This is a genomic window from Celeribacter sp. HF31, assembly GCF_011806455.1.
GTDB lineage: Bacteria > Pseudomonadota > Alphaproteobacteria > Rhodobacterales > Rhodobacteraceae > Celeribacter.
Genome location: NZ_JAATOT010000002.1, coordinates 93,366 through 111,496 on the forward strand (window position 1 = coordinate 93,366; position 18,131 = coordinate 111,496).

The following is an 18,131-nucleotide window of genomic DNA, read 5'->3' on the forward strand; positions in this document are numbered from 1 at the left end:
CCTCCTCACGCCATCAGCGCCTTGCGCAGCATGTTGAGCGCGACAAGGATCAGGAAACCGCCGAACACACGTTTCAGGGGTTTCGGGTCCATGGCATGGGCGATTTTCGCCCCCAAAGGCGCGGTGATCAGCGTCATGCAGATCACCAAGAGGAAGGCAGCGATATTGACGGCACCGACGGTGAAGGGCGGCGTCACCTCGGCGGGCAGATCGACGAAGAGAAACCCGATCACCGACGGAATCGCGATGATCGCGCCAAAGCCCGCGGCGGTTGCCACGGCACGGTGGATCGGCACGCCGTAAAGCGTCATGGTCGGCACCCCGAAGGAGCCGCCGCCGATGCCCATGAGCACGGAGAGAAAGCCGATGAGCGGCGAGATGATGACCCGCATGATGCCTTTCGGCATCTCCGAGCCCAGCCGCCAGGCGGAATTGCCGAAGGCCATGTAAAGGCCAATGAAAATCGCGACACCGCCAAAGATCATCTGAAGCGTGGCCGAGCGCAGGCTGGAGGCGACGAGCACGCCGATCACGGCGCCCACGACGATCCCCGGCGCAAAGCTTTTCAGGATCGACCATTCCACCGCGCCCTTTTTGTGGTGCGACAGGACGGAACGGATCGAGGTCACGATGATGGTCGCCAAGGAGGTGGCGAGGCAGATTTGCATGAGCTGCGGACTGTCGTAGCCCAGCCCCGCAAAGGCGTAATAGAAGGCCGGAACAAGAACGATACCGCCCCCCACGCCCAAAAGACCGGCCAAAATGCCCGCGAAGGCGCCGATGACGGCGATCAGGGCGGCGAAGGGGAGAAGTGTCGACATATCCATGGCGCAAAGCGTTAACGACAAAACGCGCTCTTGAGAAGAGCGCGTTTTTAAATGGTGTCGCCTGCGCTTATGCTCAGAGTTCGACCAAGACCCGGCCTTTCACACCACCTTTGAGGATCGCGGCCCCAAGCGCGGGCAGGTCTTCGAGCGTCGCGGGGCGCACCATCTCTTCGAGTTTCTCCATAGGCAGGTCGGAGGCGATGCGGGTCCAGCAGCGAATGCGGTTGTCTTTCGGCTGCATCACGGAGTCGATGCCCAGAAGATTCACACCCCGCAGCAAAAACGGAATGACCGTGGCTGGGAGGTCAGCGCCGCCTGCAAGCCCGATGGCAGCAACAGAGCCGCCGTATTTCATCTGGCCCAGCACCCGCGCCAGCATTGATCCGCCCACCGCGTCGATACACCCGGCCCAGGTCTCGGATTCGAGGGGGCGTTTGACGGTCTCGCTGATGTCGTCCCGCGCGACGATTTGGGTGGCGCCAAGCGATTTGAGATAGTCGGCGCCTTCGGGACGCCCGGTGACGGCGGCGACCTCATAGCCGAGATGCGCGAGAATGGCCGTGGCGACAGAGCCGACACCGCCCGAAGCCCCCGTGACCAAAACGGGGCCCTTGTCGGGCGTCAGACCCTGGTCTTCCAGCGCCATCACCGCGAGCATGGCAGTGAACCCTGCGGTGCCGACGGCCATGGCCTGACGTGTTGAGAGGCCTTCAGGCAGCGGCACCAGCCAGTCGGATTTGACACGCGCCTTTTCGGCATAGCCACCCCAATGCACCTCGCCCACACGCCAGCCGGTGAGCACCACCTTGTCGCCGGGTTTGAAATCGGGGCTCTCGGAGGCCTCGACCGTGCCCGCGAAATCAATCCCCGGCACATGCGGATATTTACGCACGAGACCGCCGCCTTTCGGCGAAAGGCACAGCCCGTCCTTGTAGTTCAGCGTGGAATACTCGACCCGCACCAACACGTCGCCTTCAGGCAAATCGGATTCGGGAATGTCTTTGATCTGCGGTTCCGCCAGACCATCGTCGTTTTGCTCCATAATCAGGGCGCGCATGGAATCCTCCTTCTCATCTTGCACTTTTTTCAAACCTGCCCCATAAATGTCAGACAATTGATCTCACTGGCAAGTCAAATGTCTGACAATTTCACAAGACCCCAAAAACAAAAGGATTTATCCGCTGCTATCGCGGAGCGCATTCGTCAGGACATCCTGGCCGGCGCCTTGGTGGCCGATGACCGCCTGCCCTCCGAGTCTGAGCTTTCCGAGGCGCATGGCGTGTCACGTGCCACCGTGCGCGAGGCCTTGAAACGCTTGGCTGCACAAAGTCTGATCCGCACCAAACGTGGCGCCACGGGCGGGGCCTTTGTCAATCGTCAGTCCTTTGAGGACGCCTATGCCCAGATGGCCTCAAGCGCCACTCTGTTGATCACTTTGAATTCTGTTGACATCAAAACCGCCTGCGAAGCGCGCTTTGCCTTGGAACGGGGCTGCGTGCGACTGGCGGCCAAGCATCGCCAAGAGCATCACCTCGACAGGATGCGTGCGGAAATTGCCCGGCAGAAAGACCCGGAGTTGTCGGACGAAGCGTTTTGTGCCTCCGATGTGGCCTTTCACCGGGCTTTGGTGGATGCGGCGGGCAATCCTGTGCTGTCGTGGCAACTGGCCGCGGCAGTCGAAGGCATCGAGCCCTTGATGAACATGCTGACCTATCGCCAGCGCGATCGCGATGCGGTGATTTCATTACATGAGGCCATGGTCGAGGCTTTGGAGGCGCGTGTGGGCGCGCGGTTGGAAATTTTGATGGATTATCTGCGGGATCAGACGCTGCGGACGGCCTTGAGTTGAGGTCTTCAACGGGCCTGCCCATAATTTGATCAAATTACGTCACATCATGCCCTTCCCATCGCCTTCCCCCACCACTCACGGGAATCTTGCTTGCAAAGGCCTAGCCGCCTGATAGCGTCTTGTTCCAGACATGGTCCATTTTTCAGGGAGATGACATGAACATGATGAAAACCCTTTTGGGCGGCGCAGCGCTCAGCGTTCTGGCGGCAGCGGCCTTCGCCGAAGACCCGGACCTTTTGGTGTTCGATTACTCGGGCTTCGAAGACCCGGCGTTTCACACCAAATACGCCGAAAAGAACGGCGATCAGCCGTCCTTCGCCTTCTTCGGCGAGGAAGACGAAGCGCTTCAGAAACTGGTCTCCGGTTTCAAGGCCGACGTCAGCCACGTCTGCGCGGGCTCCGTGAAGAAATGGGAAGAAAGCGGTATCATCGAGCCGTGGGACACCGCGAAAATCACGGAATATTCCAAACTCGACAGCAACCTTTTGGGGTCTGACGTCGCGGCCGCGAGTGCCTATTTCATCCCGACAGATTTCGGCTCGACCGCCATCGCTTATAACACGGACGAAGTGCCAGCCGAGGATGTCGCCTCTTTGGAGGTCTTCAAAAACCCGAAATACGCGGGCCGCATGACATTGCCGGACAACGTGGACGACGCCTATGCGCTGGCCTATCTGGCGACCGGCACCACGGATTGGACGACGGCCACTGACGAACAATTCGAAGCGGCCTCGGCCTGGCTGCGCGAAGTGCATCCGAACCTGCGCACCTATTGGACCGACCCCGCAGAACTGGCACAGCTGATGGCCACGGGCGAGGTTCTGATCGCATGGGCCTGGAACGAAACCTATCCGACACTGGTCGACGAAGGTTTCCCGGTGGGCTTCCAGCGTGAAGCGACCGAAGGCTCCTCGCTCTGGCTGTGTGGCTACGTGAACCTCAAAGACGGCCCCGGCTCGGAAGAGAAAGCCTATGACTATATCAACGGCTTCCTCGACGCCTCCAACGCCTCTGTCCTGATGGACGCGGGCTACGGCATCTCGAACACCGAAGGTCTGGCGACGCTGGGCGAAGAGGCGCTGGTCGCGGGCGGTCTTGAGCCGATCGAGGCGCCGATCCTGGCGCAGCTTCCGATGTCGGTCGAACTTCGGGAAAAGCAGTCCGAAGAGTTCGAAAAGATTAAAGCTGGCTTCTAACCCTTTATCTTTCAAGTCGAAAAGCAAGCGCCGCCCTACGATCAGGGCGGCGTTTCTCTTTCTGTCACCGCCCCTTGAAACCGCGCCTCCCATCGCTTACATGTGGGATGTCGCTTCGGCGACTATGGACATAAACGCGCTCGTAATAAGCGGATCGGACCCGGGGGCGGTACCCGGCGTCTCCACCAAATACCCCTCTTCGGTTCTCGTTTGGGACCGGCAAGAGATTGGATCATGGGGACGAAATAGGATCGACGGACGTCTAAAGGGGTTTTGCTTTGTCTCGGTGAGATACCACCGTTATCGGTTCACTTAAGCTAGTTGCAAACGACAACAAAGCTCCGATGGCTCTCGCAGCGTAAGCTGTGCGAAATATCGAAATCTAAGCCCTTTCGCCTAGCAGCGTAAGGCGGGGCCCGCAGGAGCCTGGCAACAGAATCCTGCACCTTCCCCCTCTCTGATATGTGTTGCACAGCAGATCCAGTTGTCGCTTTTGGCACTCTTATTGGCGCGGGTTGACGCTAGGAAATCCTGTCCTGGCAACCAATTCTTTAGAATTCGCCGATATCCATTGAGCAGAACGCATCAAAATGGATGGGCGCCACCGTGACCGGTCTCGAAATACTCACCGCTTGGTATGAAAAAGTCTGGGTCGAGGGCGATCTCGACGCGGTCGCCGAGTTTTTCGATGTCGAAGCGCTGGCCAATGGCTTGCTGCCCGATTTCGCCGCACAGGTCGAAGATCTCCAAAGCCTCGTCCCCGCTGTTCTGCATGTCATCCGAAACGTCACCTTCAGCATTGAGGATTCGATGGAAATGGACGACCGCGCCTGGGTGCGGATGACGCTTCATGCGAAAAAAGCCTCCGACATGTCTCCGATCCACATTCCCGGCCAGGTGATGATCCGGCTGAGAAACGGCAAGATCATCGAGGCCCATAACAGCTATGATTTCGTCAGCTATTTCGAACAGATGGGCAATCTGCCCAAGGATTCCCTCGCCCTTATGCTGGCGGGAGAGACCCTGAGTTGAAGACTGTCGCCTGAAAACGCGGCATCTCTGCCGCGCTCCCGGTCTTCGCGTTTGGTTTCGCTTGCCAATCCCGAAATTTGATCAAAAGTAAACGGGCGGGATCGCGTGTCGGCACCTTTTTCGAGCCCCACGGTCATGGCCCGTTCTCAAATAGGTGACATATGAAACTGACCGCTGCTTTTTCCGGGGCGCCGCTTCTGCTCTCCCTGTCTCTTGCCCTTGGCACAGGCCTCGCCGCCCAGGCCGAAGAGGAGGCCCCTCTGCCGAAACTCGGCCCGAACGCCATACCTGTGACCGAGGCCACGGACTACCTCAGAGCCGCGCCTGCGCCGGATTACTGGGCCTTCGCGCCCTATGTGAAACCGCAATTCACCAGCTCCGCCTGTGGCGTGGCCACGGTGACCGCAGCCGTCAACGGGCTTGCCGGCCTGCCTTCTCATGCCGAAGACACGGTGATGACCCAACCCGATCTCCTGGAGACCGTCGGCGACGCCCATTGGTCGGAGATTTCCGCCGAGGGTGGTGATGGCGTCATGTTCGACGATCTCGTCACCTACGCCACGGCGGCCCTGCCGGTCGCAGGCCTAGAGGGGTACGTCGTGACGACGTTCAAACCGGTGGACGCCAGCGAGGCAACGTTAGAAACCGCCCGCAATTGGTTAATCCAAAACGAAGAAAGCGCAGACGACGCGCTTATGGTCTATTTCAACCAAGGCGTCGTGACCGGCGATTGGGACGGCCCACATGTCTCGCTCATCGGCGCCTATGACGCCGTAAAGGATGAGGTGCTGATCCTTGAGGTCGACCAGGAATGGTACATCCCTTATTGGACGCCGACCGCGGTGCTGTTGGAGGCGATGCTCAAGCCGACCTCCGCAGAACATGGTGTGCTCGAAGGCCAAACCGGCGGCTTCGTGCGTCTCGCGCCACAGAGTTAAGACCTGAAACCTAAGACTTGACCCACAGGCTGGGGCGGCTACCAAGGCAGCAAAGGTTCCCGACCGAGGCTCTCCCATGTCGCCCCAGCCTGCTCTCCCGCAGCCCGATTTCGCGCTTTTCCTCAAAAGTTTTGCCCGGATCGGGCTTTTGTCATTTGGCGGACCGGCAGCGCAGATTGCTGTCATGCACCGCGAGCTGGTCGAAGACCGGCGCTGGCTGTCTGAGGACGGATTTCTCTCCGCGCTGTCGTTCTGCATGATGCTCCCCGGTCCCGAGGCGATGCAGCTCGCGACCTATGCCGGGTGGCGCCTGCGCGGTGTGCCCGGCGGTGTGATCGCCGGACTGTTTTTCGTCACCCCCGGCGCGCTCGTGATGCTCATGCTTGCCGCGCTTTATGCCCATTTCGGCCACCTCCCCGCCTCTGAGGCGCTGTTTGCCGGGATCAAGGCGACGGTGGTTCTCATTGTCATTCAGGCGCTCTTGCGGCTGGGCAAAAAGGCCCTCGGCACGCGGAGCCGCTGGATCTTGGCCGCGCTGTCCTTTGTCCTGATCACCGCCTTCGCCGTGCCCTTCCCCCTGATCGTGCTGGGCGCCGGTCTCTATGGGGCTTTGAGCGCCGAGCCTTCCACCACCCGCACAGAGGCGCCGAAAGCCACGCATCTGCCCCGCACGCTGGCAATGTGGGGCGCGCTCTGGGCCGCGCCTCTCATCTGGCTTTGGCTCTCCGGGCAGGAGCGGCTTTTGGCGATCGGGTTGTTTTTCTCGAAACTCGCCGTCGTGACCTTTGGCGGCGCCTATGCGGTCTTGGCCTATATGTCGCAGGAGGTGGTGCAAAACCAGGGCTGGCTGACGCCCGAGGCGATGTTAGACGGGTTGGGTCTGGCCGAAACCACGCCCGGACCGCTGATCCTCGTGACAGAATTCGTGGGCTATTTGGCCGCCACGCCTTTGGGGGTCTTTGGTGGCGTCCTCGGCGCGCTGGTGACGCTTTGGGTGACCTTTATCCCGTGTTTTCTATGGATTTTCGCGGGCGCACCTTACATCGACTGGATCGCCACACGCCCCAGATTGGACGCCGCGCTCAAGGCCGTCACCGCCGCCGTCGTCGGTGTCATTGCCTCTCTGTCGTGGTGGTTCGCACTGCATGTGCTCTTCACCCGCGTCTCTGTGCAAAGCCTCGGGCCAGTGCGACTCACCCTGCCCGATCTGCACAGCCTGTCGTTCGAAGCGCTCGCCCTCGTGGTCCTCGCATCCGTCTTGCTCTTTGTGCTCGAACGCGGCCTGATGGTCACGCTGGCCCTTATGGCCTTGGCCGGATTGGGCATCGGAAGCCTGGCCCTTTGAGCAAGGCGCGAAGCCCTCTTCCCTCTGCCACAGAATCCCTTATGCTGCGAGGAAGGGACAAGGAAAGGACGCTCGGATGGCCAAAACCATTGATTATGGCAATCTCATGCACGACGCCATGCGCGGTCTGATCCGCAAAGTGCTCGATGGCGTGGCCAAGGACGGCCTGCCGGGGGATCATCATTTCTTTATCACCTTCGACACGATGCACCCGGATGTGGAGCTGGCCGACTGGCTGTCGGATCGCTACCCCGAGGAAATGACCATTGTCATCCAGCATTGGTTCGACAATCTCGAGGTCTCCGGCGATGGCTTTGCCATCACGCTGAATTTCGGCGACAGCCCGGAGCCTCTGTACATCCCCTATGACGCGATCCGCACCTTCGTGGACCCCTCCGTCGAATTCGGCCTGCGGTTTGAGACCCAGGAATATGACGTCGAGGAAATGGACGAAGACGAGATCCCGCATGATGCCGAGGTGACGTCTTTCGAGCCGAAGGACGAGCCGGAGAAAAGCGACGGGCCGAAAGAGGCGGAGATTGTCTCGCTGGACAAGTTCCGCAAGTAAATTGAACCGACATCTTTGCAATGATCAGGGGCCCAAGCGGCCCCTTTTTTATCGCTTTCGAAACAGCCCCGTGAAGTTTGCGTAACAGACACGCCTGCCCGCTTGATTTGCCCGACACGCAGCACCATCCCTGTTGCCAAAGCCAACAGGAGCCTCAGATGCCGCGCGATTTTGCCGTTTTTTTCTCAGAGATGATCCGCAATCCCGACGAGGTCCGCGCCATCGCGCCCTCCTCCTCTGCCACAGCAAAGCTCATGACCCGCGGCGTCGAGGATGTGTCCGGCCCCATCGTCGAGATCGGTGCGGGCACAGGCGCGTTTACCCGCGAAATCCTTGCGCGTGGTGTCGATCCTTCGCGGCTCACACTCCTCGAACTGAACCCACGCTTTTGCGTCGAGCTTTGCGCGAAATTCCCCGGAGTCCATGTCATCAACCGGCCCGCCGAAGACATCCGCGACATCGGTTTGCGCAACATCGGCGCCGTGATTTCCGGCGTGCCCGTGCTGGCCAAACCCGCGCTGCAACGCGCTGTCGTGGGGCGTGCCTTCGAGGTCATGGCAGAGGGCGCGTTTTTCACCCAGATCACCTATGCCAACTCCTCCCCGATCACGCCGGAGATGCAGGGCGAGCTTGGCCTTGTGTCTGAGAAACGTGGCACGATCTGGGCCAACCTGCCGCCGGCACGCGTCTTCGAATACCGGCGTCGAGTCAGTTGAGGCGCTCACAGCAAATCCGGGCGGTCTTTTAGCGCTATCACCTTGATGTATGCCTGCGTATACATTGCAAGCCCCTGCCCGAGGCCTTATAGCCAAAGCAATCTTTGGCATAGCATGGGAGAGTGCCCCGATGACCACCCGTACCGAAACCGACAGCTTTGGCCCGCTCGAAGTTCCTTCCGACAAATATTGGGGCGCGCAGACCCAGCGCTCGATCATGAATTTCCCCATCGGGTGGGAACGTCAGCCGGTGCCGATCATCCGCGCTCTGGGCGTGGTGAAAAAGGCCTGTGCGATGGAAAACATGGCGCAGGGCAAGCTGGAGAAAGAGCTGGGTGACGCCATCGTCGCCGCCGCCACCGAGGTGATCGAGGGCAAATTCGACGACAACTTCCCGCTCGTCGTCTGGCAAACCGGCTCCGGCACTCAGTCCAACATGAACGCCAACGAGGTGATCTCGAACCGCGCGATCGAAATGCTGGGCGGCACGATGGGGTCGAAAGACCCGGTGCACCCGAACGATCACTGCAACATGGGGCAAAGCTCGAACGACACCTTCCCGACCGCCATGCACGTCGGCATCGCGATGCAGGCGCGTGACGTCTTGCTGCCCGGTCTCGAAAAACTCGCCGCAGCGCTCGAAGAAAAAGCCGAGAAATTCAAAGACATCATCAAGATCGGCCGCACCCACACCCAGGACGCAACCCCTCTGACGCTGGGTCAGGAATTCTCCGGCTACGCGCATCAGGTCCGCATGGGCATCAAACGCGTCGAGATGTGCCTTCCGGCGATCTATGAATTGGCACAGGGCGGCACGGCTGTCGGCACCGGGCTCAACACGAAAAAGGGCTGGGCTGAAGCCGTTGCCAAAAACATGGCCGAGATCACCGGTCTTCCGTTTGTGACCGCGCCGAATAAATTCGAAGCCTTGGCCGCGCATGACGCCATGGTGATGTTCTCCGGCGCGTTGAAAACCGTCGCGGCCTCGCTGTTCAAAGTCGCCAACGACCTGCGTCTTCTGGGCTCTGGCCCGCGGTGCGGTCTGGGCGAGCTGATCCTGCCGGAAAACGAACCGGGCTCCTCGATCATGCCGGGCAAGGTGAACCCGACCCAGGCCGAAGCCCTGACCATGGTCTGCGCCCACGTCATGGGCAACGACGCCGCCGTCGGTTTCGCTGGCTCGCAAGGTCACTTCGAGCTGAACGTTTACAACCCGATGATGTCCTACAACGTGCTCCAGTCGATGCAATTGCTGGGCGACAGCGCCTCCGCCTTCACCGACAACATGGTCGCGGGCATCGAAGCCAACGAGCCGCGCATCGAGAAGCTCCTGCACGAAAGCCTCATGCTGGTGACCGCACTTGCGCCGACCATCGGCTACGACAACGCCACCAAAGTCGCGAAGACCGCGCACAAAAACGGCACGACCCTCAAGGAAGAGGCGATCAAGCTGGGCTTTGTGGACGAAGAAACCTTCGACCGCGTGGTGCGCCCGGAGCAGATGATCGGCCCGAAGGACTGATTGGTTCGGACTGATCCGCTACGCGCGAAACAGCGTTTCCCTACGCTGAAAACATGACACATTAAAGTGAAGGCGATCCTCGGGTCGCCTTTCTTTTTGCGCGACGGAAGGCGGCGGGGAGGGGCGTATCAGAGGCTCAATCAAACAGGAGACCAACTATGAAAACCCTTCTTGCAGCCCCGTTTCTCATCACTCTTGCCCTGCCCGCCACGGCACAGGGCCGCTTTCCGGTCGAAGACATCGCCAAAGACCTGGGCCTCACGAAACAGGAGCTGACCCAATGTTTCAAAGCCAATCGTCCCTCGCGCGAAGAGATGAAAGCCGCCAAGCAACGTTACAAAGCGGGTGAAGCCGCCGCGCCGAATGGCGCGCGCCCGGAAATGGTCGCCTGCGTCCAGACCCACAACCCGGAGATCACCACCGCGCGCTACGAAGAGGTGATGCGCTCCTACGCGCCTCAAAATTAAGGACAAATCGCGCCTTGCGAATGACCCGCGGGACTGTGATCGCCCGTGCGTCCTCAAAGCGCATAACCTGTGACAGTCTGGCGGCATGTATCGTCGCCAGATTCTCACAACCGCCTCAGCGGCCCTCGCCCTCACCGCCCTTCGCCCCGCCTGGGCGCAGGGCAACTCCCTCTCCGATCACATCGCCGGTCTCGACCAACTCCAGTCCCTGCAAGTCCAGCGCGGCAAGGAGGTGATCTTTGCCGAGGCCCCGCGCGGTCCGAGGGCTATTTCGGTGCGCTGATGGAGCTATTGGACGGGCCGGTTTTGGCTCTGGCGTAAAACCCGCCCCCGCGGTAACATCGCACCCCATGAGCACCGACAACGTCACCAATCTGAACCAGTTTCGCAAACAGAAAGCCCGCGCGGACAAACGCGCCGAGGGCGATCAGAACGCCGTGAAATTCGGTCGCACCAAGGCGCAAAAAGCCCTCGAAGCGGCGCAGAAGGCCAAGGCGAAATCGGAATTGGACGCCCATAAGCGAGACGACACATGAGCGCGCTCTTGATGGGGCGCCCGGTCAAACGCTCGCTGACTTTGCACGGCCACCGCACCTCCGTGTCGCTCGAAGAACCATTCTGGCGCGCCTTTCGCGGCATTGCGAAGGAACGCGATATTCCGGTCAATGTGTTGGCCGCCGAAATTGATGAGCTGCGCGGTGTGGACAGCGGCTTGGCCTCCGCCATCCGGGTCTATGTGCTAGATTACACTCAGAAAAAAGCCCAACTCGGCGATTGAGACGCCACGGCCAGCCGCAGGGATTTGCGGGCCGGCCCCTGCCCCAGACGTCCATCCAGAACCGCATCCGGGTCTTTTGCCGCTTGTTTCAACACTGGCAAATGCATTACCGCGTCAATCATCGGCGCGCGGGCGGTTTTCGGCAATTTGCCCAACTGCTGCGCGCCCCAACGACCCTGTTCCAGAGCCTCTTTTGCAAGCTCTGACACCGCCTCCGGTCGCCCATCAACGAGCGGAATTCGCCCCGCCGATTGCAACCCCGGAATGGCCATCAGATAGCGCGCCAATCCGCCCGCATAGCCCAGAGCGTTGAGCGCTTTGGTCGCCGTCTCAGGCGCCCCCAAGAGCCGCGCAGAAAGATGCATCGGGATGGCGTAGCTGTTGTGCAGATAGGTCCTGAGCGCCGTCGCATCCTCATGCGGATCACGGTAAATGTCCCATTGCCGTGCGGTGACCGTGGCATCCAAAGCCTGCGCAGACGCCGTGTCCAGAACCGCCGCCAGTGGCCCCGCCACCTCATGGGCGCGCGGCGCCTTGCCGTCGATTTTCTCCTGCAACACGTCGCGCCAGAACTGCAACCGCATCTCGGCGATCATGGATTCTTGCGTCACCCAAGGCGCCTTTGCGACCTCAAGGCAAAAGGCATGGATCGGGAACAACACCTCGCGCGCCGCCAAAGGCGCGGCCATGGTGGCGCGGAACCGGTCTTCGTCGCCCTTTTGGACGATCTCTGCGCAGGCCTGAACCGACATTATTCGGCCCCGAGCGCGGTCGCGCCATCGCGCAGAAGTTTCCACAGAACCGCATCCAGAAGCGCCTCGAAAGACGCGTCGATTATGTTCGAGGACACGCCCACAGTCGACCAGCGACGGCCAAGGCCGTCCTCAAAGTCGATGATGACGCGGGTGCGCGCCTCCGTGCCGCCATTGGTAATCCTGACTTTAAAATCAACGAGTTCCATGTCGGTGATCATCTCGGAATAGGGTCCGAGATCTTTGACAAGCGCTTTCGAGAGCGCGTTGACCGGGCCGCCGTCGCTGCCGTCGGCCATGATGCCTTCGGACACAGACAGATGCCGCTCACCGCCGATGTTGACCACCACCGTGACCTCAGAGAGGTGAATTTCACGCCCCCTGGCATCGCGGCGGCGCTCGACCGTGGCGCGGTAGCGCTCGACCTCGAAAAATGCGGGCATGAGGCCCAACTCGCGGCGGGCTTCGAGTTCAAAAGACGCCTGCGCGGTGTCGTAGGAATAGCCCTCGCTTTCGCGCTGTTTGATCCGGTCGAGAATGCGACCGAGATCGGCCCGCTCCGAGACCTCCAGCCCCATATCCGCCAGACGCGAGCGCAGGTTCGACTGCCCTGCCTGATTGGACATCGGCACGATCCGGGCGTTGCCGACGGTCTCGGGCGGGATGTGTTCGTAGGTGGTCGGGTCCTTGAGAATGGCGGAGGCATGGAGCCCCGCCTTATGCGCGAAAGCCGAGGCGCCAACGTAGGGCGCAGAGCGCAGCGGCACACGGTTCAGGATATCGTCGAGCATGCGCGAGGTTTTGACGAGGCTCTTCAGGGCGTCTTCGGAGACGCCTGTGTCGAGCGTCGATTTATACGGCTCTTTCAACAGGAATGTCGGGATCAGCGTCGTCAGATTGGCATTGCCGCAGCGCTCTCCAAGGCCGTTCAATGTCCCCTGCACCTGCCGCGCACCGGCGTTGACGGCGGCCAGCGAATTGGCGACCGCATTGCCGGTGTCGTCATGGGTGTGAATGCCCAGATGCGTTCCGGGAATGCCCGCCTCAATCACCTTGAGCGTGATCTGATAGACCTCACCGGGCAGCGCACCGCCGTTGGTATCGCAAAGCACGATCCAGCGCGCACCCGCCTTATACGCGGCCTGACAACAGGCGATCGCATAGTCCGGGTTGGCTTTGTAGCCATCAAAGAAATGCTCGGCGTCGAACAGCGCTTCACGCCCCTGCGCCACCAGATGGGCGATGGATTTTTCGATGTTCTCGATGTTCTCCTCGAGCGTGATGCCAAGCGCCGTGGTGACGTGGAAATCATGGGTCTTGCCGACGAGACAGACGGAGTCCGTGCCCGCGTTCAACACGCCCGCAAGCACTTCATCGTTTTCTGCAGAGCGTCCGGCGCGTTTGGTCATGCCGAAGGCGGTGAAACGGGCTTTGGTCTTGGGCGCATCGGCGAAGAATTCGCTGTCGGTCGGATTGGCACCGGGCCAACCGCCCTCGATGTAATCGACGCCGAGATGGTCGAGCGCATCGGCGATCAGGTGCTTTTCCTCGGTGGAAAATTGCACGCCTTGGGTTTGCTGGCCGTCGCGGAGTGTGGTGTCGTAGAGGTAGAGGCGGTCTTTTTCGCTTGTTGTGGTCATTGCTCGCTCCCTTTTTTGCCCGTGGGCACCACGGGCTGCGCCTGCCTTCCCCCCGGCAGGCGCACATGCGCCCGCCAAGTCAGGCTCCGCCCTCCGTTTACAGAACTGCGCATCACAGAAGGCCCTCCAGTTTCGCCGCGTCGAAATTCGGACCCGGCTCCAATTCGACCCCGGTTTTCGACATGCGCACTTCGACACCCGCCTCCAAGAGCGCGGTTTTCATCGCGTCGACGGCGGAGAAGTCTTTGGTTTCCATGGCGGATTGGCGCAGAATGAAGAGGTGATCGGCGTAGGCAGTCAGGTCCACGCCCGTTTCTTCCCAGCCACCAAGTTCCGGCGTCAGAAGGCCGAGAAGATTGGCGGAGGCAAGCAACACAGCCGGATCGTCGATCCCGTGCAGCACCGAAATCGCCCCCGCCGTGTTCAGATCATCAGCCAGCGCAGTGACCACTTCGGGCGCTGGTTCACTTGCGGCCACCCCATGCGTCATCTTGCGCCACTTCTTCAACGTCGCCTTCGCCTGCTCCTCCTTGTCCGCCGTCCAGTCCATCGGCTTGCGGTAATGCGTTGAGAGGAACACAAAGCGGATCACTTCTCCAGGCACGCCCGGCATCCCATCATGGCCATCCAACAAATCCCGCACGGTGAAGAAATTGCCCAGAGACTTGGACATTTTCTTGCCCTCGACCTGCAACATCTCGTTGTGCAGCCAGACCTTCGCAAACCCGCCCTGCGGATGGGCGCAGCAGCTTTGGGCGATCTCGTTTTCATGGTGCGGGAACATCAAATCGTTGCCGCCGCCGTGAATATCAAAAGTCTCGCCCAAAAGCTCATACGACATCGCCGAGCATTCGATGTGCCAGCCCGGACGCCCCCGGCCCCAAGGGCTGTCCCACCCCGGAAGATCGTCCGAGGACGGCTTCCACAGCACGAAATCCATCGGGTTGCGTTTGTAGGGCGCCACTTCGACGCGGGCGCCGGCGATCATGTCGTCGATGGAGCGGCCCGACAGCTTGCCATAGTCCTTGTAGCTCTCGACGGAAAACAGCACATGGCCTTCGGCGGCATAGGCGTGACCACTCTCGATCAACCCCTCAATCATGGTGATCATCGCGCCGATAAACTCGGTCGCCCGCGGCATTTGATCCGGGTCCATCGCCCCCACCGCACGCATATCGTCGAGATACCACCCGGTCGTCTCGTCGGTGATCTCGCGGATCGAGCGCCCGCTTTCCGCCGCCCGCGCGTTGATCTTGTCATCCACATCGGTGAAATTGCGCACATAGGTGACGTGATCCGCCCCGTAAACATGGCGCAACAGCCGGTAGAGCACATCGAACACGATCACAGGCCGCGCGTTGCCGATATGGGCGCGGTCGTAAACCGTCGGGCCACAGACATACATCCGCACGTTTTTGGGGTCGATCGGCTCGAAAATCTCTTTCTTGCGCGTTTTCGAATTGGTGAGCTTGATGGTCATAAGCTAGTCCCTCAGGGTGTCCCCCGCGGGCTTATCAGCTTCCATTTCAGGTGAAAAGAGACCGGACCCGCGCGACGATGTCAGCGGATAATGCAGCAGCAGATAATGATGGCGGCACGGTTGGTCATACCGCCCTTGTAGCGCGGGTTTTCGTGCTTGCAAAGCCTTGTTTGTGGCGGCAGGCTCGCGGCATGACAGAGACATCACTCAGAGACCTCCACCGCCCCGGACAGCCGTTTATTCTCGCCAACGCCTGGGACGCCGGATCGGCGCGCGTGTTGGCGGGACTGGGCGCGCAAGCCATTGCCACCTCCTCTGCCGCGCAGGCCTTTACCCTCGGGCGCCCCGATGGCGGAACGATCACACGCGACGAGGCGCTGGCCCATGCCCAGGAGCTTGTGGTCGCCGTCTCCGTGCCGGTCTCTGGCGATTTCGAGAACGGGTTTTCCAATGATCCCGACGAGGTCGCACGCACCGTAAAACTGGCCTATGAGGCTGGATTGTCGGGGATTTCCATCGAGGACACTGCGTTTCCAAAGGCAGGCGCTCGGGAGTTTGATCTGGCGGTCGACTGCATCAAAGCCGCCGTGAGCGCCGCCCGCGCCCTGCCTGGAGATTTCGTTTTGGTGGCCCGCGCCGACGGGGTGATGAATGGCGACTACGATCTGGACGAGGCCCTGCGGCGCATCCGCGCCTTTGACGCAGCGGGGGCGGATTGTCTCTATGTGCCCTGTCCCGGCACCATCGACGATCTGAAAACCGTGGTGGCGGCGACCGAGAAACCGGTGAACGCCCTGCCCGTCGGCCCACTGCAAAACCTGACCCGCGCCGATTTTGCGGCCCTCGGCGTGGCGCGTATTTCACTTGGCTCTTTGCTGGCGCGGTCGGTCCACGAGCGCCTGATCGCCAACGCCGAAGACATCCTGAGCCAAGGCGACTTTTCCACCTGCACCCCCGCCGGATCGGACCGGGTGGATGCGCTTCTCGCCAAAGGAGCCCGCCATGAGTGATCCCATTCACAACGTCCCGCAAGGCATTGAACAGCTTTTGGAAATCATGCGCCGGTTGCGCGACCCGGAGAGCGGCTGTCCCTGGGACATCGAACAGGATTTCGCGACCATCTCGCCCTATACGATCGAAGAGGCCTATGAGGTCGACGACGCCATCGCGCGCGGTGATATGGAGGATCTGAAATCCGAGCTGGGGGACCTGTTGTTCCAATCGGTGTTTCAGGCGCAGATTGCCTCAGACAAAGGGCTTTTCGACTTTCACGACGTCGCGCAAACCATTGCCTCCAAAATGATTTCCCGCCATCCACATGTTTTTGGTGATGAGAGCAATCAAAAGTCGCCGGAGCAGCAAACCGTCGATTGGGAAAAGGAAAAAGCCAAGGAGCGCGCGCGCCGTGGGGAGACCCGCGTGCTCGACGGCGTGGCCATGGGCCTTCCCGCTTTGATGCGCGCGCAGAAGCTGCAAAAACGCGCGGCGCGCGTGGGCTTTGACTGGCCGGACACGTCGCATGTTCTGGACAAAATCCGCGAGGAAGCCGCCGAATTGGAAGAGGCGCGTGACAGGTTGACGAAAGACGAGGTCTTCGAGGAATTTGGCGATTTGCTTTTCGTCGTGGTCAATCTGGGGCGGCATTTGGGTGTGGATGCCGAAGAGGCGCTGCGCGCCTGCAACGCCAAATTTACGCGTCGTTTCAATGCGATTGAGGATGAACTTAAGACAAAAGGCAAGACCCCTGCGGACAGCGATCTTGCCGAAATGGATGCGCTTTGGGACAAAGTCAAAGCTGAGGAGAAGGCGGCCCGAAAGCAAAAGTGACCTGCGAGGCCCCTTGACCTGAGTGTTTTACTCGGATTTAACGAGCGCGACCAATCAAAGGAAGTCCCTATGACCGCGCTCAAACTCGCTCTCCCCCTGTCTCTTCTGGCCACCTCTGCCGTCGCCGATGTGAACGTTTATTCCTATCGCCAGCCGGAGCTGATCCAGCCGCTGGTCGATGCCTTCACCGAAGAAACCGGCATTCAGGTCAATGTCGCTTATCTGGTCGAGGGCCTCACCGAACGTCTGAAGGCCGAGGGCGACCGTTCGCCCGCTGATGTAATCCTCACCGTCGACATCGCGCGTCTCGCCGAAGCTGTGGACGCGGGCGTGACCCAGCCGCTGATGACCGAGACGCTTGAACAAAACATCCCCGTCGAATTCCATGACCCGGAGGGCAATTGGTGGGGCGTGACCTCGCGCGCGCGGATCGTTTACGCCTCGAAAGAGCGCGTCGCAGAGGGCGAAGTGACCACCTATGAGGACCTCGCCGATCCGAAATGGAAAGGCCGCATCTGCACCCGCTCCGGCATGCACACCTATATGATCGGCCTGACCTCCGCCTATCTCGCGCATCACGGGCCCGAGGAAACCAAAGCCTGGCTCGAAGGCCTCAAGGCCAACCTCGCCCGCAAACCCCAAGGCAACGATCGCGCACAGGTCAAGGCGATCTGGGCTGGCGAATGCGACATCTCACTGGGCAACACCTATTACATGGGCGAAATGCTGGCCGATGAGGAACAGCGCGAATGGGCCAACTCCGTGCGCCTCGATTTCCCGCGTTTTGACGTCGAGGGTGGCGGCACGCATGTGAACATCTCCGGCGTTGCGCTGACGAAATCGTCGAAGAACACCGAGGAAGCCGTTCAATTCATTGAATTCCTGACCTCCAAACACGCGCAGGAAATCTACGCCGAGGCGAACTCCGAATACCCCGTCGTGCCGGGCACCGAGGCTTCCGATCTGGTGAAAAGCTGGGGCGATTTGCACCCGGACAACATCCCTCTGGCGCGACTGGCCGAAGAACGCGCCGAAGCCCTGCGCCTGACGGAAGAAGTCGATTACGACGGCTGATCGTTGAGCGCCAATTGCTCAGACATGCGCGGTGGGGCTTTGGCACCACCGCAGATCGCCCGCAAAATTTGACCAAGCGCTCAATTTAACCAAATCAACAGATTGACAGCGCGCGATCTC

The 18,131-nt window shown here is 60.6% G+C and carries 20 protein-coding genes and 1 other RNA gene; 16 read left to right on the plus strand and 5 right to left on the minus strand.

Features of this window, described 5'->3' with window-relative positions; translation table 11 throughout:
• Positions 1–5: 5 nt before the first annotated feature.
• Both HCZ23_RS03850 and HCZ23_RS03855 read right to left on the minus strand, forming a co-directional pair.
• Positions 6–827, minus strand: a complete 822-nt coding sequence (locus HCZ23_RS03850; RefSeq protein WP_167600400.1) for a sulfite exporter TauE/SafE family protein — start codon at positions 825–827, stop codon at positions 6–8.
• Positions 828–900: 73 nt separating this feature from the next.
• Positions 901–1,884 carry an MDR family oxidoreductase gene (locus HCZ23_RS03855; RefSeq protein WP_167600401.1) on the minus strand — a complete coding sequence of 328 codons (984 nt, stop codon included), beginning with the start codon at positions 1,882–1,884 and terminating at the stop codon, positions 901–903.
• Positions 1,885–1,962: 78 nt separating this feature from the next.
• Between HCZ23_RS03855 and HCZ23_RS03860 the strand changes: the two genes are divergently transcribed.
• The 13 genes from HCZ23_RS03860 (at position 1,963) to HCZ23_RS03920 (ending at position 11,238) form a co-directional block, all read left to right on the plus strand.
• Complete coding sequence (locus HCZ23_RS03860; RefSeq protein ID WP_167600402.1) at positions 1,963–2,676, plus strand: FadR/GntR family transcriptional regulator; 714 nt, start codon at positions 1,963–1,965, stop codon at positions 2,674–2,676.
• Positions 2,677–2,831: 155 nt separating this feature from the next.
• Entirely contained in the window at positions 2,832–3,872 is a 1,041-nt protein-coding gene (locus HCZ23_RS03865) for an extracellular solute-binding protein (protein ID WP_167600403.1), read from the plus strand.
• 70 nt (positions 3,873–3,942) lie between these two features.
• Positions 3,943–4,319, plus strand: a transfer-messenger RNA (tmRNA) gene (gene ssrA, locus HCZ23_RS03870).
• 147 nt (positions 4,320–4,466) lie between these two features.
• On the plus strand, positions 4,467–4,904 hold the full coding sequence (locus HCZ23_RS03875; RefSeq protein ID WP_167600404.1) for a nuclear transport factor 2 family protein: 438 nt from the start codon (positions 4,467–4,469) through the stop codon (positions 4,902–4,904).
• Positions 4,905–5,065: 161 nt separating this feature from the next.
• Positions 5,066–5,842 (plus strand): phytochelatin synthase family protein, encoded by a 777-nt coding sequence (locus tag HCZ23_RS03880; protein WP_167600405.1) that lies wholly within the window; start codon positions 5,066–5,068, stop codon positions 5,840–5,842.
• A gap of 76 nt (positions 5,843–5,918) precedes the next feature.
• The gene (chrA, locus tag HCZ23_RS03885; protein WP_167600406.1) at positions 5,919–7,187 is read left to right on the plus strand and encodes a chromate efflux transporter; all 1,269 of its coding nucleotides are present in this window, start codon (positions 5,919–5,921) and stop codon (positions 7,185–7,187) included.
• 76 nt (positions 7,188–7,263) lie between these two features.
• Positions 7,264–7,755, plus strand: coding sequence for an SspB family protein (locus HCZ23_RS03890; protein WP_167600407.1), 492 nt, complete (start codon positions 7,264–7,266; stop codon positions 7,753–7,755).
• 158 nt (positions 7,756–7,913) lie between these two features.
• Positions 7,914–8,471 carry a class I SAM-dependent methyltransferase gene (locus tag HCZ23_RS03895; RefSeq protein WP_167600408.1) on the plus strand — a complete coding sequence of 186 codons (558 nt, stop codon included), beginning with the start codon at positions 7,914–7,916 and terminating at the stop codon, positions 8,469–8,471.
• 130 nt (positions 8,472–8,601) lie between these two features.
• Entirely contained in the window at positions 8,602–9,993 is a 1,392-nt protein-coding gene (gene fumC / locus HCZ23_RS03900; protein WP_167600409.1) for a class II fumarate hydratase, read from the plus strand.
• A 158-nt stretch (positions 9,994–10,151) separates the two neighbouring features.
• Positions 10,152–10,460: a hypothetical protein gene (locus HCZ23_RS03905; RefSeq protein ID WP_167600410.1), complete on the plus strand. Its 309-nt coding sequence runs from the start codon at positions 10,152–10,154 to the stop codon at positions 10,458–10,460.
• A gap of 85 nt (positions 10,461–10,545) precedes the next feature.
• Positions 10,546–10,743: a hypothetical protein gene (locus HCZ23_RS03910; RefSeq protein ID WP_167600411.1), complete on the plus strand. Its 198-nt coding sequence runs from the start codon at positions 10,546–10,548 to the stop codon at positions 10,741–10,743.
• Positions 10,744–10,810: 67 nt separating this feature from the next.
• Positions 10,811–10,996, plus strand: a complete 186-nt coding sequence (locus HCZ23_RS03915; RefSeq protein ID WP_167600412.1) for a DUF4169 family protein — start codon at positions 10,811–10,813, stop codon at positions 10,994–10,996.
• An 8-nt stretch (positions 10,997–11,004) separates the two neighbouring features.
• Positions 11,005–11,238, plus strand: coding sequence for a ribbon-helix-helix domain-containing protein (locus HCZ23_RS03920; RefSeq protein ID WP_167600817.1), 234 nt, complete (start codon positions 11,005–11,007; stop codon positions 11,236–11,238).
• Here HCZ23_RS03920 and HCZ23_RS03925 read toward each other — a convergent pair.
• The 3 genes from HCZ23_RS03925 to cysS all read right to left on the minus strand — a co-directional run bounded on the left by HCZ23_RS03925 (position 11,211) and on the right by cysS (position 15,110).
• On the minus strand, positions 11,211–11,990 hold the full coding sequence (locus HCZ23_RS03925) for a squalene/phytoene synthase family protein (RefSeq protein ID WP_167600413.1): 780 nt from the start codon (positions 11,988–11,990) through the stop codon (positions 11,211–11,213). The two genes, HCZ23_RS03920 and HCZ23_RS03925, sit on opposite strands and share 28 nt — an antisense overlap.
• Complete coding sequence (cimA, locus tag HCZ23_RS03930; RefSeq protein ID WP_167600414.1) at positions 11,990–13,630, minus strand: citramalate synthase; 1,641 nt, start codon at positions 13,628–13,630, stop codon at positions 11,990–11,992. The genes HCZ23_RS03925 and cimA overlap by 1 nt, the downstream gene beginning before the upstream one ends.
• A gap of 112 nt (positions 13,631–13,742) precedes the next feature.
• On the minus strand, positions 13,743–15,110 hold the full coding sequence (gene cysS / locus HCZ23_RS03935; protein ID WP_167600415.1) for a cysteine--tRNA ligase: 1,368 nt from the start codon (positions 15,108–15,110) through the stop codon (positions 13,743–13,745).
• 191 nt (positions 15,111–15,301) lie between these two features.
• Here cysS and HCZ23_RS03940 point away from each other — a divergent pair, with 191 nt between their 5' ends.
• The 3 genes from HCZ23_RS03940 to HCZ23_RS03950 all read left to right on the plus strand — a co-directional run bounded on the left by HCZ23_RS03940 (position 15,302) and on the right by HCZ23_RS03950 (position 18,011).
• Complete coding sequence (locus HCZ23_RS03940) at positions 15,302–16,120, plus strand: isocitrate lyase/phosphoenolpyruvate mutase family protein (protein WP_167600416.1); 819 nt, start codon at positions 15,302–15,304, stop codon at positions 16,118–16,120.
• Positions 16,113–16,937 carry a nucleoside triphosphate pyrophosphohydrolase gene (mazG, locus tag HCZ23_RS03945; RefSeq protein WP_167600417.1) on the plus strand — a complete coding sequence of 275 codons (825 nt, stop codon included), beginning with the start codon at positions 16,113–16,115 and terminating at the stop codon, positions 16,935–16,937. Before HCZ23_RS03940 ends, mazG begins: the two co-directional genes overlap by 8 nt.
• 69 nt (positions 16,938–17,006) lie before the next feature.
• Positions 17,007–18,011 carry a Fe(3+) ABC transporter substrate-binding protein gene (locus HCZ23_RS03950; protein WP_167600418.1) on the plus strand — a complete coding sequence of 335 codons (1,005 nt, stop codon included), beginning with the start codon at positions 17,007–17,009 and terminating at the stop codon, positions 18,009–18,011.
• Positions 18,012–18,131 lie beyond the last annotated feature (120 nt).